Raw genomic sequence first — 15,679 nt, 5'->3', positions numbered from 1 at the left:
GTCGTGTGAGTGTGGGCCGGTTCTGGGGCGGTATGTGGCGTCGCGGGCGATGTCGTGTGAGAGGCGGCCGCCATACGCGGCCGGAACCCACACGGCCATCCGCACGAGGCGTCCGGGCGGCGTCCGCGCGGCCGAGCTTCACACAATCGATCGCACGGTCCCACCGTGCGCGTCCGTCACGCCGCACTGGGTGAGGCAGGGCGAGCACATCACGAACAGGGTGGGCAGCACACTCCCGCGACGCTGGTCCCCATCGGGCCGACCGCGCACCGCCCCGATAAGGTCTGACGTTGTGGTCTGGATCCCCGTCGTCATCCTCGTGCTGCTGTTGCTCGGCGTATACCTGTCGTGGACGGCGGGGCGTCTGGATCGGCTGCATGCGCGGGTGGACGCCTCGCGCGCGGTCCTCGATGCGGAGCTGCTGCGCCGGTCCGCGTCGGCACTTGAGCTGGCGACCCTGGGTCTGCTGGATCCGGCCACGTCGGTGGTGATCGCCGACGCCGCGTCACGCGCTCGCACGGTCGACGACGAGACCCGGTATCAGGCCGAGAGCGACCTCACCGCGGTGCTGTGTGCGGCCCTCGACGACCCAGAGGACGTCGCCGAGCTGAAGGAAGAGCAGCCCGGGCTCGCCGAGCCGCTGGACGAGCTGGGACTGGCCTGCCGTCGCGCCGCGCACGCCCGCCGGTTCCACAACGAGGTGGTGCGTGCGGCACAGCGGCTGCGTCGCAAGGTGCTGGTGCGCTGGCTGCACCTGGCCGGATACGCGCCCTGGCCGGAGACGGTCGAACTCGACGACACCGTCCCACGCGGCTTCAGCGCGTAGGACGGGAGATCCTCCCTGCCCGCCGGGCCGACGGGCGCGGGGGTCAGGTTTCGTTGCCGCGCCGGCGCAGGTAACGCTCGAACTCGCGGGCGATGTGCTCGCCGGACGCCTCGGGTAGGTCGATCGTGTCCGAAGCCTCCTCCAGGCGCTGCACGTACTCGGCGACGTCCGAGTCCTCCTGGGCGAGCTCCTCGACTCCGTGCTGCCACGCCTCCGCCTGGTCGGGCAGGTCGCCCAGCGGGATGGGCAGCTCGAGGATGTCTTCCACGCGGCGCAGCAGCACCACGGTCGCCTTGGGGCACGGCGACTGCCCGACGTAGTGCGGGACGGCCGCCCACAGCGAGAGCGCGTCCAGCTCGGCCCGCGCCGCCGCGTCCTGGAAGACCCCGACGATGCCGGTGGGGCCCTCGTACCGGGACGGCTCGATGCCGAGCGAGGTGGACGCATCCGGGTCGCTGGCGGCCACCGTCACCGGAACCGGCCGGGTATGCGGAACGTCGGCGAGGAGGGCCCCGAGCGTGACGACCTGCTCGATGCCGAGCTCGGCCGCGACACCGAGCAACTCCGCGCAGAAGCCACGCCAGCGCATGTTCGGCTCGATGCCACGGAGCAGCACGACGTCCCGATTCAGGTCCGGATGCTGGGCAAGGGAGATGCGGGTCGTGGGCCATTGCAGGGTGCGTCGGCCGTCGTCGCCGATGGATACGACGGGACGGTTGACCTGAAAGTCGTAGTAGTCATCCGGGTCGAGAGAGGCGAGTGTCTCCGCCTGCCAGGCCTGCTCGAGGTGCTCGACGGCCGCCGTGGCGGCCTCACCGGCGTCGTTCCATCCTTCGAACGCGGCGATGAGCACCGGCTCGTTCAGTTGTGGAACGCTCTCGAGTTCAATCACTTAGGCCGACCTTCCCCGCGTGTGCGTCGTATCGTCATGGGCCAGACTACGGCCAGATCGCCGACATGCGAACATGGAGCGCGTGACACAGCCTTACCCAGCCGCGGTCCTCTGGGACATGGACGGCACCTTGGTCGATACCGAACCCCTCTGGATCGCCGCGGAGAAGGAGCTGGTGGGCCGGTACGGTGGAACCTGGACCGACGCCGACAGCCTAGCCCTCGTAGGCAGCGACCTGCTTGCCGCAGGAGACTATATCCGGCGCAAGGCCGATCTGCCTATGACCGCCGCGCAGGTGCGCGATGCGCTGATGGAGCAGGTTCTGGACGGCGTGAAGCGTGGCGCCGATTGGCGACCAGGGGCGGTCGAACTGCTCGCCGCGCTCGATCTCGCCGCGGTGCCGTGTGCGCTGGTCACGATGTCGTACCGGCAGTTGGCCGAGACGGTCGTCGGACAACTGCCCGCGGGCCGGTTCACCACCATGGTGACGGGCGACGAGGTGAGCCGGGGAAAGCCGGATCCGGAACCCTACCTGGCGGCCGCCGCGGAACTCGACGTGAAGCCGGAGCAGTGCCTGGTGATCGAGGACTCGCCGCCCGGCGTCGAGTCAGGACTTGCCGCCGGGATGCGTGTGATCGGCGTGCCGAACGCGGTCGGGATCCAGCCGCGGCCGGGCCTCGTCCTCATGGAGACGCTGGCCGGACTCGGCGTCGACGACCTTCTGCTTGCCGTCGGTGATGCCGAGTCCGGACGCAGCGACCAGTAACGACCACATCAGTCCGTCATTCGGTGTTGATCGCTCTCAGCACGTCCAGCTTGGCGGCGCGGCGCGCCGGCCAGGCCGCGGCCAGGATCCCCACCAGCGCCGCCAGTATGACGAAGGTGATCAGCTGCCCGAACGGCACGGAGAGCGTGTCCAGCCCTTCGTCGGCGACCGCGCGCTGCAGCGAGACCCCGAAGATGAGCCCGAGACCGATCCCGAGCACCGCCCCGAGCACCGCGATCGCGACCGATTCCAGTCGGATCGTGGTGCGCAGCTGGCGCCTGCTGAGGCCCACCGCCCGGAGCAGCCCCACCTCGCGGGTGCGTTCCATCACGGACAGAGCCAGCGTGTTCACGATGCCCAGGATGGCGATCACGATGCCGAGCCCCAGCAGGGCGTACACGATGTACAGAAGCTGATTGACCTGGTCGCGCTGGGAGGCCTTGTACTCCTCCTGGTTCTGCACGGTCACCATCGGCAGTTCGGACGTCGCCTCTTCCAGATCGGCCTGGACGTGGCCCAGATCGGCTCCGGATTCGGTGACGACGTACACCGTCGAATCCGCCGGTGTGATGCCCAGCTCCTCGAGCGTCTGCAGCCCTGTGACGTACCCGGACATCAGAGGATGGTCGCCGTCGTAGACGCCGGCAACCGGCTGCTCGGTGCGACTTCCGCCAAGGTCCAGCGGAACCGTGTCGCCGACGGCGAGATTCTCGGAGTCGGCGGTGTCGCTGTCCACGATCAGGCCGCCACCGGAGAGGTCCATCGTGCCCTCCACCATGGTGAGCTCGCTGGCCTCGTTGAACGCATCGGGATCGACGGCGCTCAGGTAACTCTGCGAGCCGTCGATGACCGCGAACGAGCCGCGCATCACCGCCACCGTCGACACGCCGTCGATCTCACGCGCGGCGTCGGCGATGGCGGGCGAGAACGGCTGCCCGGACACGCTGGCGATCACGAACTCGGCGTTCATGCCGCGGTCGAGCGCTTCGTCGATGCTCTTGTTCGCCGACGCGCCGACGACGGAGATCGAGGAGACCAGCGCCAGCCCGATCATCAGAGCGGAGGCGGTCGCCGCCGTCCGGCGCGGGTTCCGCAGCGCGTTCTCCTTCGCCAGACGTCCCACCGTGCCGAACGTCTTCGGGTACCAGCCGGCGATCACGCGGACGATGGGCACCGAGATCACCGGTGCGAGCAGCGCCACCCCGATGAACACGGCCAGGATCCCGAGGCCGACGAACACGGCCGCCGACGGCGCGATGTCCAGCAGGCCGGCCGCCATCGCCGCGGCCCCACCGACGACGAGGACGCCGCCGGAGAGCACATGGTTCCGGCGGGACGAGCTCGGCAGCACCACGTCGTCGCGCATCGCCGCCACCGGCGGCACCTTGGACGCGCGCCGCGCGGGAACGAAGGCGGCGACCATGGTCACCAGGACGCCGACGACGTACGCCACGATCACCGTGCGTGGCTGCAGCACCAGACCGCCGCCGAAGTCCATGCCGAAGGCGGCGAAGATCGCCTGCAGACCCACCGCCACGGCGAGCCCGAGCAGCAACCCGAGCGTGGCGCCGACCAGGCCGACCACCACGGCCTCCAGCATGACCGACCGGGTGACCTGACGTCGGCTGGCGCCCAGCGCCCGAAACAGTGCCATCTCCTGGCTGCGTTGCGCCACCAGGATCGAGAACGTATTGAGGATGAGGAAGATCCCGACGAACAGCGCGATGGCGGCGAAGATCAGCAGGAACGTGTTGAAGAAGCCGAGACCTTCCTCCACGGCCGAAGCGGTCTCGTCATCGACCGCCTCTCCCGTCATGGCCTCGAGGTTGTCCGGAAGCAGGCCGGCGACGGTATCGCGCAGCGACTCGGCGTCGACCCCTTCGGCGGCCGTGACCGAGACCCGGTTGAAGGCGTTCTCACCGTCCAGGAAGAGTTCCTGCGCGGTAGCGGTGTCGAACGCGGCCAGGGTGGCACCGGCGAGGCTGCCGCTCTCCCCGAACCGGACGACACCCACCAGTTCGGCGGTGATCCGCGGCTGATCGCCGAGCGTGACCATCGGGATCTCGTCGCCGATCTGGTATCCGGTCGTGTCGATGGTCTGGTCGTCGAGGGCGACCTCCCCGGATCGTTCCGGCGCTCGGCCCTCGACGAGATCCAGGACCGGGTCCTCGTCGTCGCTGGTGGGTTCCTCGTACCAGTTCACGGCCACGCCGGGCGCACCGGCGACGCCGACCACGTCGCCGTCGCGGTCCAGGACATACAGGCTGGAGCTTTCGATCTCGCCGTCGGCGCTGGCGACCTCGGGCAGCGCGCCGATCTCCTCGACCGTCTGCGCGGGGATGGTCACCGAGGATCCGGCGCCGGCGAGCGTGGCCCAGCTCTCCTGGCCCTCCGGAGTGGCGGGCCGGACCACGACGTCGGCGCTGAGATCGCCGAAGATGTCGTTGAACGTGCGGTTCAAGGTGTCCGTGAAGACGTACGACCCGACGACGAACGCGACGCCGATCACGATCGCGAACGCACTCATCCCGAGTCGCAGCTTCCGGGCTGCGAGGCTCTTGAGGGTTGCTCTCAGCATCGGGTCAGGACACCTGCCCGATCGTGTCGAAGTTCTTCATCCGCTCCAGCACCTTCTCCGCGGTGGGTTCGGCCATCTCGTCGACGATCCGGCCGTCACCGAGGAACAGGACGCGGTCGGCGTACGCGGCGGCCCCCGGGTCGTGCGTGACCATGACGATGGTCTGCCCCAGCTCGCGGACCGAGTTGCGCAGGAAGGCGAGGATCTCGGCGCCGGAACGGGAATCGAGATTACCGGTGGGCTCGTCGGCGAAGATGATGTCCGGCTTGCTGACCAGCGCGCGGGCGCATGCCACGCGCTGCTGCTGGCCACCGGAGAGCTCACTGGGCTTGTGCTTGAGCCGGTCGCTGAGGCCGACCGTGCGGATCACCGTGTCGAACCACTCGGAATCGACGTCCTTGCCCGCGATGTCCAGCGGGAGAGTGATGTTCTCCTTGGCGTTGAGCGTCGGCACCAGGTTGAACGCCTGAAAGATGAAGCCGAGCCGATCCCGCCGGGTTCGGGTGAGATCCTTGTCGTTGAGCGAGCTGAGCTCGATGTCGCCGATGTAGACCTTGCCGGACGTCGGGGCATCGAGTGCGGCCATGCAATGCATGAGTGTCGACTTGCCCGAGCCTGACGGCCCCATGATGGCGGTGAAGTTGCCGGCGGCGAACTCGACGTCGACGTGGTCGAGAGCGACGACCTCGGTATCGCCCGATCCGTAGATCTTGGTCAGTTCGACCGCGGTGGCCGCGGCCGGCTGGTCATGTGTGTGGGTGGTCAAAGCGGAGCTCCTCATCGCAATCTGCTGAGTCTGTCGATCACGCTATTGCACGCGCGCGGGGGATCCGTCGGGTTCAGGGCGGGTTTCGACGATCCGACCGGCGGATGACCACGGCTCACGTTTCCTCCCTTGGGAGGAGACTCCCGGCCTCGTGATCAGCACGCGCCCCTTTGTGTCCATGCTGCCGCGGATCGGCCGCGGGCCGTCAAACACGGACCACTGGTATCGCGTTGCAACGGCGATGACCTGCTACCATGGGCTGGACTGAACCAGTGGTATGAGATTCTTGCTGACCGTGTGCGAACGCGACATGTGAGACATGTGAGGTGCCCGGCCCGATGGCTCGACCTTCGGTCAAATCCCGTCAGGTGCGTGACCTGCTGGTCCAGCAGTTCATCGCCAGCAGGCAGCCCGTAGACGTCTTGCCTTCCGAGCGGAGCCTGGCGGAGCTGTTCGGCGTGTCCCGCGTGACGGTTCGCACCGCGTTGAAGATGTTGGAGGACGAGGGGCTGCTGCGCTCCGCGCCGGGTGTGGGCACCTTCGTGGCGGCGCCACACGTCTCCACCAAGGCACCCGCGCTCAAGTCGTTCTCCGAGGAGATCCGGGAGCGAGGGTGGACCCCGGGTTCGAGGTTGGTGGAGACCAAGGTCGAGGCGGCCGATTTCGTCGTCGCACACGACCTGTCGATCGAGCCGGGCACGCCATACTACGAGATCACCAGGATCAGGCTGGCCGACGAGGTTCCGCTGTCCATCGAGCGGGTCCGGCTGCCCGAGGCGTACTTTCCGGGCCTGCTCGAGCACGACCTGACCGGATCCCTGTACGAGCTGCTGAGCACCGCGTACGGCGTGCGGGTCTTCCGGCACGAGCGGCGCATCAGCGCGATGAACGTCGACGCGCCGACCGCCGAACTCTTCGGTGTCGCCGAGCGGGCGGCCGGGCTCTACGTCGTGCAGACCGCCTTCGATCAGAACGGTAGGAAGGTCGAACACGGCCGATCGCTGTATCGGGGAGATCGGTACGACTTCAACACCGTGGCCTACGCGCATCAGGAGCAATGAGGGCTGTGACGGAGGAACTGGGCACCCGCGGTACGGCGTGGAACCCCGAGACCCGGCTGTACTCGGACGGCGTGGTGGTCGGGGACGACGGCGCGCCGCTGATCGTACCGCCCCACTCGGACCTGCGGCGGCTGCCGGGCACCGGCTACCTGGATCCCTCCAGCGGCACCTTGCCCGGTGCCGCCGTGCCGACCGCCGACGACGTCGACCGCGCGGTGGCCCGGTCGGCGGAGGCGGACTTGCCCGGCCGCGACACCCCGTACGTGCACATGGCGCGCGCAGCTCTGATCGACATCGAGGTGCTCACCTTCGACAACGGAGCCTTCGTAGCTGCCGGCAGCCCGTATTGGCGGTACGTGTGGCCGCGGGACACCGGGTTCGTCGCCGCGGCGCTGGCGATGTGCGGCCGGCACGGCGAGGCCCGGCGGCAGCTGGAGTACGTCGCATCGGTGCAGGAGGACGACGGCGGCTGGGAGGCGAGGTATCTGCCCGACGGCTCCGGTGACGTGCCGGATGGGCGCGGTCGCCAGCTCGACGGCATCGGGTGGACGCTGTGGGCCACCTGGGTCTGGTCCCGCACCGGATCCGGCGCTCCGCGTCGGGTGCCGGGCGGCCTGGCCCGTATGGTCCGCGCCGCCGTCGGGGCGGGCGTGGACGCGCTCCATCCGGAGACGTCATTGCCGCGCGCGTCTCAGGACTTCTGGGAGATGGACATCGAGGAAGCCACGCTCGGCTCAGCCGCGCCGCTACTGCTCGGGTTGCGGTGCGGGCGAGACATGCTCGCCGCGGGAGCGACCGGCACTACGGACGACGGCCCGGTCGGCGACGCGCGCCTTGCCGAGCGTGCCGACGATGCGGCACGCCGACTCGCCGAGGCCATCCGTACGACGTTCGGCCCGCACGGCTACACCCGCCGGAGCAGTGGCGACGGGGGCAGGGACGCATCGACGGCCTTCCTGCTGCCGCCGTTTGCGCCGCATGCCGACGACGTGGAGAGCGCATGGCGGGCGGCGCTGGCAGCCACCACCGTCGCGAACGGAGGTGTACGCCCGGGGGAGGAGTGGACCGATCTCTCGACCGCATGGACCCCCCAGGTCTCGCTGCACGCTCTGACCGCCGCTTCGGTGGGCGACGCGGCACTCGCACACCGGCTGCTGAGCTGGCTTGACGTCCGCCGCACTCGGCTCGGCTCGCTTCCGGAGAAGGTCACGGCGGCTGGCCTGCCGGCCGCCGTCGCCCCCCTGGGACTCACCGGAGCCACTGTGCTCCTCGCGCTGGCGACGCTCGAGGGCAGGCCGTCACTCGTACCACGATAGATGTCGCGTCTCGCCGGGCAGTGAGAGAACCAGTTACCGACCAGAGACCGTACAGCAAGCGCCGTTGACGCAATATCTCCAGGTCAGCGAGCGCGTATTGAATCGGGAAGCATTGTTCATGGTTTCTGATTGGTTTCCACCCGCGATTTTCCGAGGGCTATTCGCGAATGCGTCTTGTGGTGTTCACCTCGGCCTCCTACGTTGACTTCACAAATCCTCATCCGAGGTGCCGACGGAAGGAGACCACAGTGTCCGGAAGCGAAGAATTCATCCGCCCCGCCATGTCGCGGCGAAACCTTCTACTAGCTGGAACGGCCGGTGTCGCCGGCGCGGCCGGCCTGATCCATTCCAGTCAGGCGCTGGCAGCCGGGCCGTCCGCGCCACCCGGCGGGACGTCCGCGCCACCCGCACCCTCCGAGCCGCTGGACCTTGAGCCGTCGGAGGTCTCGGCGATGGCGTTGATCACGAGGGACTATCTTGGTACAACCGGTTGCAAGCTGTACTACGAGCCCAGCGGCAACCCGAACAGCTTCACCTTCAACGACACGTTCTACAACCAGTTGAGTTCTTGGAAGAATTTCATCTATAACAATGCGCCGGACAGTTGGGGCTGGCCGTCACGGATCTATTCCTATGGCGCCTACGTCGACAAGCCCGGAATGCATGGATCGGGCCGGGCATTCGACATCGGAAAGATTGTCTACAAGAACAGTAGCGGCACCACGCATACGATCAGCATGCGCTATGACGTATGGCACGGTGGGTCGAATGCGGCTTTGTATCGCAGGCGCTACTGGGGAGCGGCGGCCAGTTTCGCGCGCCGGTTCCGGCACGTGATCACCTACGCGGACAACAGCACCCATCACAATCACATCCACGCCGACAACGCGATCTACGGTTCCACGACCGATTGCTACTACAGCACCGGGTCCACGTCGCAGACCTACATCGTCCAAGGGTGCTGCCGAGTTGTGTGGGGACTCGGCACTGCGCTGGACGGCGACTACGGCCCCGAGACCGAACGTCACTCCACCCAGGTGCTGCGGCGGATCGGGCGGTCAAGCGGCAACATCACCAACAAGTACAACTTCCGGGCGTTCCTCACGGCCTCCTTCCGCAAAGCCGTCGGCACCCAGTCCTACTGACCGACCGCCCACCCGGCCCTAAATGATCATGTGAAGTAGGTTTCTTCGTGCACTACCAGGTCTGCAGGCATGGTAGTGCTGGAGAAAACCCACTTCACATGATCATTTAGGCGGAGTAGAGGATGGGGTTGGAGGGGGTGTCGGGGATCTCGCCGAGGGTGGCGCCGGGCATGAGGATGTCGAGGTCGTTCTGCTGCTCCGGCCGGACCAGTGGTCCTACGCGTATGTTCGCGTCCATGTAGATGACCGTCATCACGCGCCGGGGTTCGGTGCCGACGTTGCGCCCGGCGCGGTGGAACGTCCACCCCAGGTGGAAGCTGACATCCCCGAGCCGATACGGAGCCTCATCGACCTCGAACCGCTCCCGTTGCAGCGCCTCTTGGAGCGCTCGCTCCGACTCGTCGCTGATCTTCATGTCCCGGCCGAACTCGAACCGATGACTGCCGGCCGCGAACGACAGCGGCCCCATCTCCACCGGCGTATCCTGCAGCGGGATCCAGACCGTGCAGGTGCGATCGGATGACAGCGGCCAGTAATACTGGTCCGCGTGCCACGGGGTGATGCCTCCCGACGGTTCCTTGTAGAGCGCTTGGTCGGCGTAGAGCCGGACGCCGTCCACCTGCAGCAATTCGGCGGCGATGCGCGCCAGGCGGGGGGAGAACACTAGGTCCCGCGCTGCCTGGCTGTGCCGCCACAGGTTTCCGACCTGCAGGAACGCCTTCTGGGTGGTGGATCGCTCGTCCATCGGCGCATGGACCGTATTGAGCTCGAGGACCTTGCTGGTGATCTCCGGCTCGCGTTCGGTCAGCAGGTTAGGGTCGACGACGTTGGCCAGCCGCACGTAGCCATCGCGCTCGAACGCCTCGACGGCCGCGTCGGCGAGCGGGTACGGGTCGGTCAGTCCGGCGTCGGTCGCGCCGGTATCGGTCGCGGTCATGGCAGTGGACACCTCCGAACCATTGGTCTGCACTGTGACCTCATGTTTCGGCGAGCCTACCGCCTTGATTCCGTCATTACCAGACCAATGGACCGTTAATTTACAGAGCGCCGGGGGTGACCAGCCCACTCTCGTATGCGTAGATGGCCGCCTGGACCCGGTCCCGGACGCCGAGCTTGGTGAGGAGATTCCCGACGTGGGTCTTCACCGTGGTCTCGGACACCACCAGCTCGGCCGCGATCTCGGCGTTGGAGAGACCTCTGGCCACCATGGTGAGTACCTCACGCTCACGGGCCGTCAGGTGGTTCAGGCTGGCCGGCGTCGGCACGTCGCTGGCCGGCAGCCGGTTCGCGAACATGTCCAGCAGCCGGCGCGTCACGCTCGGCGCCACCACGGAGTCGCCACGCGAAACCGTACGGATCGCCTCCACCAATTGGTCCGCGGGCACGTCCTTGAGCAGAAACCCGCTGGCGCCGGCGCGCAACGCCTCGACGACGTACTCGTCGAGGTCGAACGTCGTGAGCACCAGCACGCGCGGCGGTCGTTCACGTGCGGCGCCCGTGATCGCACGGGTCGCCTCGACCCCGTCCATCCTCGGCATGCGGATGTCCATCAGGACGACGTCGGGCTGCAAAGCGCGGGTATCCGCGACGGCGGCCTCACCATCGCCCGATTCGCCCACGACGGCGATGTCCGACTCGGCCTCGAGGATCATCCGGAAGCCCGTGCGCAGCAGCGGCTGATCGTCGACGAGCAGCACCCTGACGGGTGGGGTGAGCGTCATGATGGCACCGCCGAATGTTCTGAGTAGTCCACTGGTATCCAAGCCCGGACCTGGTAACCGCCACCGCGGCGAGGTCCGACCGCCAGTTTGCCACCATAGAGCGTGACCCGCTCACGGAGGCCGACGAGCCCCAGGCCGGGCTGGTGCCCGTCCAGCTCGGCCGCGATGCCGCGCCCGTCGTCGCAGACGGCGACGGTGATCGCGTCACCGTCCCTGGCCAGCCTGACCTCGGCCGACGACGGCCCGGCATGTTTCAACGTATTGGTCAGCGCCTCCTGGACGATCCGAAAGATCGTGACGTCCACGCCCGCCGGCAGGTCAGCGCATCCGGGCTCGACCGTCAGATCGACGGACACACCGGCGGCTCGCATCTGCTCGACGAGAGTCTCCAGATCTCCGACGCCCGGCTGTGGACCCCGATGCGAACCGGCGGGCTCGAGCCGTCCACTGCGATCCGGACTGCGCAACAGGTCGACGATCCGCCGCATCTCGGCCAGCGCCGCGCGGCCGGTGTCCTCGATCGACTGCAGCGCGTCTCCGCTGCGCTGAGGATCCCGCTGCATCGCACGCCGCGCTCCGGCTGCCTGGACGGTCATGACCGATACGTGATGTGCGACGACGTCGTGCAGCTCACGAGCGATCCGGGAACGCTCCTCGGCGAGCGCCACGCGGACCTCGGCGTCCCGGGTACGTTCCAGACGGTATGCGCGATCCTCCAGCTCCGAGGTGTATCGCCGGCGTCGCTGCATCGCCCGGCCGAACGCCCACAGCCCGGCGTATCCGAACGCGGCGAAGGTCAGGTTCAGTGCGGCCGCGCTGCGCGGGCCGAAGTCCTCGGAGTGTTGAGCGACGTACGTGACGGTGACGGCGAGATGCGCGACGACCACGGCCAGGCCACGGTCCAGGCGAGCGTAGGCCCCCGCGCTGTAGACCGCGACCAGCATGGCGACGGTGACCGACATCGACGCATAGTCCCAGAGCAGGTATCCCGTGGTCGTGCCGGCGACGAGGAGGCCGGCGAACGCCGGGTGCGTCCGGCGGAACAGCAGCGGCGACACGTTGAGCACCGTCAGCACCGCGCCGATCAGGTCCGGATCGCGGTAGGTGTCGGACAGGTCCGCGTACAGCACCATCGAGACGACGCCGAGCGCGATCAGCAGCACCACGAGTGCTCCGTCGAAGACCACGGGTTTGACTCGTGGCTGGTGATCGACGGCGTCGCTCATACACCCAACGGTAAACGGACGCACCACGCCGACCGTCCTACTCCATGGCGAAGTGCTCCCTCCGACCCGAGGATGATCCGGCGCGTTCCCGCGCGCTACGTGATGGACCTGGTCGGCCCGATCGACGGGACGAGGCGGGAGGGGTGAATTCCCGGCCTGGGTAGGCTCGGGCATCGGCGAGGGAGGAGCCCTGCGACGACTTCGCCGCGGGCGGGGCCGGGAATTCACCCCTCCCGCCGGACTGGCCTACAGGTCGGCGCCGGAGGTCCGCGGCGACGGAGCGTCCGCCTCCGCGTCCGGCACCACCGGCGTGTCCGGCACAGGCGGGGGAGTACCTCCGTACGACGGACACAGGGCCTGGTGCGCACACCAGTCGCAGAGCTTGCTCGGACTCGGCCGCCAATCCTTACGCTCCGTGGCGCGTTCGATGGCGCTCCAGAGCGCGGCGAGCTTGCGCTCCGTCGCGCGCAGGTCGGCCTCGTCCGGCTCGTACCGGAGTACCTCACCGCTGCCGAGATAGACCAGTTGTAGGAGACGCGGAACCGAACCGTGCAACCGCCAGAGCACGAGCGCGTAGAAGCGCATCTGGAACATGGCGCGCTGCTCGAACCCGGCGCGCGGGGCCTTGCCCGTCTTGTAGTCGACCACGCGGATCTCTCCGGTGGCCGGCGCACGATCGACCCGGTCGATGTAGCCGCGCAGTCGTAGCCCGGACTCCAGTGTCGTCTCCACGTACAGCTCGCGCTCGGCAGGTTCGAGCCGCCGCGGGTCTTCGAGCGTGAAGTATCGCTGAACAAGTGCCTCCGCGCTGGTCAGCCACTCCTGGAGGGCGCTGCCGTCATCGTCGGAGTCGAACAGGGACGCGGCGTCCGGCTCCTCGGCGAGTAACCGGTCCCACTCCGGGCGGACCATCCGGACCGCCTCTTCGGCCGTACGCTCCTCGGCCGGCAGATCGAACAGGCGCTCCAGAACACCGTGCACGACCGTGCCGCGCGTCGCCTCTGGACTGGGCGGCTCGGGGAGCCGGTCGATGGTGCGGAACCGGTACAGCAGCGGACACGTCATGAAGTCCGCGGCGCGCGACGGCGACAGGCTCTTGACCGGCGCGGGCTGGTCTGCCTGCTGCTCCTGCGCCGTCTCGCCCGCTGCCACGTCTGCCGCTGCGGCTGCTACCGAGGTGTCCATGTCGGGAAAGCCTAGACGACCGCACTGACATGCGCGGCGCACCGTCGGCGCCGGTGCCACCGTAGTCTGGGGGCATGGGTTTCGGAGGCCGGGGCAGCATCCGGTTGGGCAGAGTCTTCGGGGTGCCGGTCTACGTCAGCCCGACGTGGTTCATCGTCGCGGCCGTCATCACCATCGGATTCGAGCCGATCGTCGCGCGCAGCTTTCCCGATCTGGGCGCCGGGACGTACGCGATCACCTTCGCCTTCGCGGTGCTGCTCTACGCGTCCGTGTTCCTGCACGAGGTCAGTCATGCCGTCACGTCGATCCGGCTGGGGATCGCCGTCCGCGGGATCACCTTGCATTTCCTGGGCGGGCACACGGAGATCGAGCGCGAGTCCCCGACGCCGGGCCGGGATCTGCTGGTGTCCGCGGCGGGCCCGTTGGTGTCGTTGGCGATCGGCGGTGCGGCCTACCTGGCGGCGCTGCCCGTGGACGCCGACATCCCCGAGTACCTGCTGCTGGTGCTGGCTTCGGCGAACGTCATCGTGGGCGCGTTCAACCTGCTGCCCGCGTTGCCGCTGGACGGCGGACACATGCTCCGCGCGGTGGTGTGGCGGATCACCGGGGACGAGAATCGGGGCACCGTGGTCGCCGCCCGTGCCGGTCAGGTCCTCGCCGTCGCCGTCATCGGGGTTCCGTTCCTGCTCGCGGGCGGCCGGCCGACGCTCTTCGGCATCCTCTGGGCGGCGCTGGTGGCGCTGCTGCTGTGGAACGGGGCGACACAGGCGCTGACGGTCGCCCGGATGCGTGCCCGGCTGCCGGAGCTGAACACATCCCGGCTGGCCCGGCCGGCGGTGAGTGTCTCGGCTGATCTGCCCGTGTCCGAGGCGTTGCGGCAGGCCCGCGAGGCGGGGGCCACGTCGATGATCCTGGTGGACGCGGCGGGCCGCCCGATCGCGGTGGTGAACGAGTCGGCGCTGGCGGCACTGCCGGAGGAGCGACGGCCGTGGGTCCCGATCTCGAACATGGCGAAGTCGCTGCAAGACGGCATGGTGTTGGGCCCCGGGGTGAGTGGCGAGGATCTGCTGCGGGCGATGCGGCGGCGCCCGTCGTCGGAGTACCTGGTGCTGGACGAGACCGGCCGGGTCTACGGGGTGCTGGTGTCCGCGGACGTCGACTCCGCGTTGTCCGCGCGCTGACCCGCCGGGCTGCCGGTGGGCCTGCATCGCTGTCGCAGGCCGACGATAGCCTGCTGAGCATGGCTATCACCGAGACGGCGCGACGGACAGGGCCGTTCAATGAAGGAGACCAGGTCCAGCTCACCGACCCCAAGGGACGCCACCACACGATCACGCTGCGGGCCGGCAAGGAGTTCCACACCCACAAGGGGTCGTTCGAACATGACGCGCTGATCGGGCAGCCGGAGGGAAGCGTGGTGATCTCGACCGGAGGCACCGCGTACCTGGCGCTGCGGCCGCTGCTCAATGACTACGTGTTGTCGATGAAACGGGGTGCGACGGTCATCTACCCCAAGGATGCCGCCCAGATCATCGCCATGGCGGACATCTTCCCGGGCGCGCGGGTGATCGAAGCGGGCGCCGGCTCCGGGGCGCTGAGCATGTCCCTGCTGCGGGCGGTCGGCCCGGAGGGCTCGCTGCACTCGTACGAGCGGCGCGCGGACTTCGCCGAGATCGCTACCGAGAACGTCCGCACCTTTCTGGGTGACGTGCCGGACACGTGGCGGCTCACCGTCGGCGATCTGGTGGAGGAACTGGACGACGACGCGGCCGACCGGGTGATCTTGGACATGTTGGCACCCTGGGACTGCATCGAGGCGCTGACGCCGGTGATCGTGCCGGGTGGGGTGCTGTGTTGTTACGTGGCGACGACGACACAACTGTCCAAGGTGGTGGAGAAGATCCGTGATCACGGCGGCTACACCGAGCCGTCCAGCTGGGAGACGATGCTGCGCACATGGCACGTCGAGGGTCTAGCCGTGCGGCCGAGCCACCGGATGGTGGGGCACACGGGATTCCTGGTGACGACACGCCGGTTGGCGCCCGGAGTGACCGCGCCGCCACGTCGTCGTCGCCCAGCGCCGAGCGCGGAGGCGTGATCATCCCCCGTCAACATCTCGTCACGATCGATGTCTAAGCGGCGAGATCGGGGTAAGCGAAGGTAGGGTCTTGTAAAGAGCGACACCCGACGAGGAGGT

The 15,679-nt window shown here is 68.3% G+C and carries 14 protein-coding genes; 7 read left to right on the top strand and 7 right to left on the bottom strand.

Features of this window, described 5'->3' with window-relative positions; all coding sequences use genetic code 11:
* The first annotated feature begins 292 nt into the window (after positions 1–292).
* Positions 293–826, top strand: coding sequence for a hypothetical protein (locus G1H10_RS23845; RefSeq protein WP_163742635.1), 534 nt, complete (start codon positions 293–295; stop codon positions 824–826).
* Between the two features lie 43 nt (positions 827–869).
* On the opposite strand, the gene G1H10_RS23840 is transcribed toward G1H10_RS23845, so the two are convergent.
* Positions 870–1,718 (bottom strand): PAC2 family protein, encoded by an 849-nt coding sequence (locus G1H10_RS23840; protein ID WP_163742632.1) that lies wholly within the window; start codon positions 1,716–1,718, stop codon positions 870–872.
* A 73-nt stretch (positions 1,719–1,791) separates the two neighbouring features.
* On the opposite strand from G1H10_RS23840, the gene G1H10_RS23835 reads away from it, so the two are divergent.
* Complete coding sequence (locus G1H10_RS23835; protein ID WP_163742629.1) at positions 1,792–2,484, top strand: HAD family hydrolase; 693 nt, start codon at positions 1,792–1,794, stop codon at positions 2,482–2,484.
* Between the two features lie 16 nt (positions 2,485–2,500).
* Here G1H10_RS23835 and G1H10_RS23830 read toward each other — a convergent pair whose 3' ends face one another.
* Together G1H10_RS23830 and G1H10_RS23825 are read right to left on the bottom strand one after the other, a co-directional pair.
* Entirely contained in the window at positions 2,501–5,062 is a 2,562-nt protein-coding gene (locus G1H10_RS23830; RefSeq protein ID WP_163742626.1) for an ABC transporter permease, read from the bottom strand.
* 4 nt (positions 5,063–5,066) lie between these two features.
* Entirely contained in the window at positions 5,067–5,843 is a 777-nt protein-coding gene (locus tag G1H10_RS23825) for an ABC transporter ATP-binding protein (protein ID WP_163742623.1), read from the bottom strand.
* Between the two features lie 323 nt (positions 5,844–6,166).
* On the opposite strand from G1H10_RS23825, the gene G1H10_RS23820 reads away from it, so the two are divergent.
* The 3 genes from G1H10_RS23820 to G1H10_RS23810 all read left to right on the top strand — a co-directional run bounded on the left by G1H10_RS23820 (position 6,167) and on the right by G1H10_RS23810 (position 9,350).
* Positions 6,167–6,889 (top strand): GntR family transcriptional regulator, encoded by a 723-nt coding sequence (locus G1H10_RS23820; protein ID WP_163742620.1) that lies wholly within the window; start codon positions 6,167–6,169, stop codon positions 6,887–6,889.
* Complete coding sequence (locus G1H10_RS23815; protein WP_163742616.1) at positions 6,886–8,205, top strand: glycoside hydrolase family 15 protein; 1,320 nt, start codon at positions 6,886–6,888, stop codon at positions 8,203–8,205. The genes G1H10_RS23820 and G1H10_RS23815 overlap by 4 nt, the downstream gene beginning before the upstream one ends.
* Positions 8,206–8,453: 248 nt before the next feature.
* On the top strand, positions 8,454–9,350 hold the full coding sequence (locus tag G1H10_RS23810; RefSeq protein WP_163742613.1) for an extensin family protein: 897 nt from the start codon (positions 8,454–8,456) through the stop codon (positions 9,348–9,350).
* 106 nt (positions 9,351–9,456) lie between these two features.
* Here G1H10_RS23810 and G1H10_RS23805 read toward each other — a convergent pair whose 3' ends face one another.
* The 4 genes from G1H10_RS23805 to G1H10_RS23790 form a co-directional block, all read right to left on the bottom strand.
* On the bottom strand, positions 9,457–10,287 hold the full coding sequence (locus G1H10_RS23805; protein WP_163742611.1) for a phytanoyl-CoA dioxygenase family protein: 831 nt from the start codon (positions 10,285–10,287) through the stop codon (positions 9,457–9,459).
* Positions 10,288–10,387: 100 nt separating this feature from the next.
* Positions 10,388–11,071 (bottom strand): response regulator, encoded by a 684-nt coding sequence (locus tag G1H10_RS23800; RefSeq protein WP_163742609.1) that lies wholly within the window; start codon positions 11,069–11,071, stop codon positions 10,388–10,390.
* The gene (locus tag G1H10_RS23795; RefSeq protein WP_163742606.1) at positions 11,068–12,297 is read right to left on the bottom strand and encodes a sensor histidine kinase; all 1,230 of its coding nucleotides are present in this window, start codon (positions 12,295–12,297) and stop codon (positions 11,068–11,070) included. Before G1H10_RS23795 ends, G1H10_RS23800 begins: the two co-directional genes overlap by 4 nt.
* A gap of 246 nt (positions 12,298–12,543) precedes the next feature.
* A complete protein-coding gene (locus G1H10_RS23790) occupies positions 12,544–13,482 on the bottom strand; it encodes a RecB family exonuclease (protein ID WP_163742603.1) in 939 nt (312 codons plus the stop codon).
* Between the two features lie 74 nt (positions 13,483–13,556).
* Between G1H10_RS23790 and G1H10_RS23785 the strand changes: the two genes are divergently transcribed.
* Positions 13,557–14,663: a site-2 protease family protein gene (locus tag G1H10_RS23785; protein ID WP_163742600.1), complete on the top strand. Its 1,107-nt coding sequence runs from the start codon at positions 13,557–13,559 to the stop codon at positions 14,661–14,663.
* Positions 14,664–14,722: 59 nt separating this feature from the next.
* Positions 14,723–15,580 carry a tRNA (adenine-N1)-methyltransferase gene (locus G1H10_RS23780; protein WP_163742597.1) on the top strand — a complete coding sequence of 286 codons (858 nt, stop codon included), beginning with the start codon at positions 14,723–14,725 and terminating at the stop codon, positions 15,578–15,580.
* The last annotated feature ends 99 nt before the right edge of the window (positions 15,581–15,679 follow it).

This window comes from Phytoactinopolyspora halotolerans, from assembly GCF_010550675.1.
GTDB classification, from domain to species: domain Bacteria; phylum Actinomycetota; class Actinomycetes; order Jiangellales; family Jiangellaceae; genus Phytoactinopolyspora; species Phytoactinopolyspora halotolerans.
The sequence above is the reverse complement of the archived record's forward strand: the minus strand, read 5'-3'. Positions and strand labels throughout refer to the sequence as shown.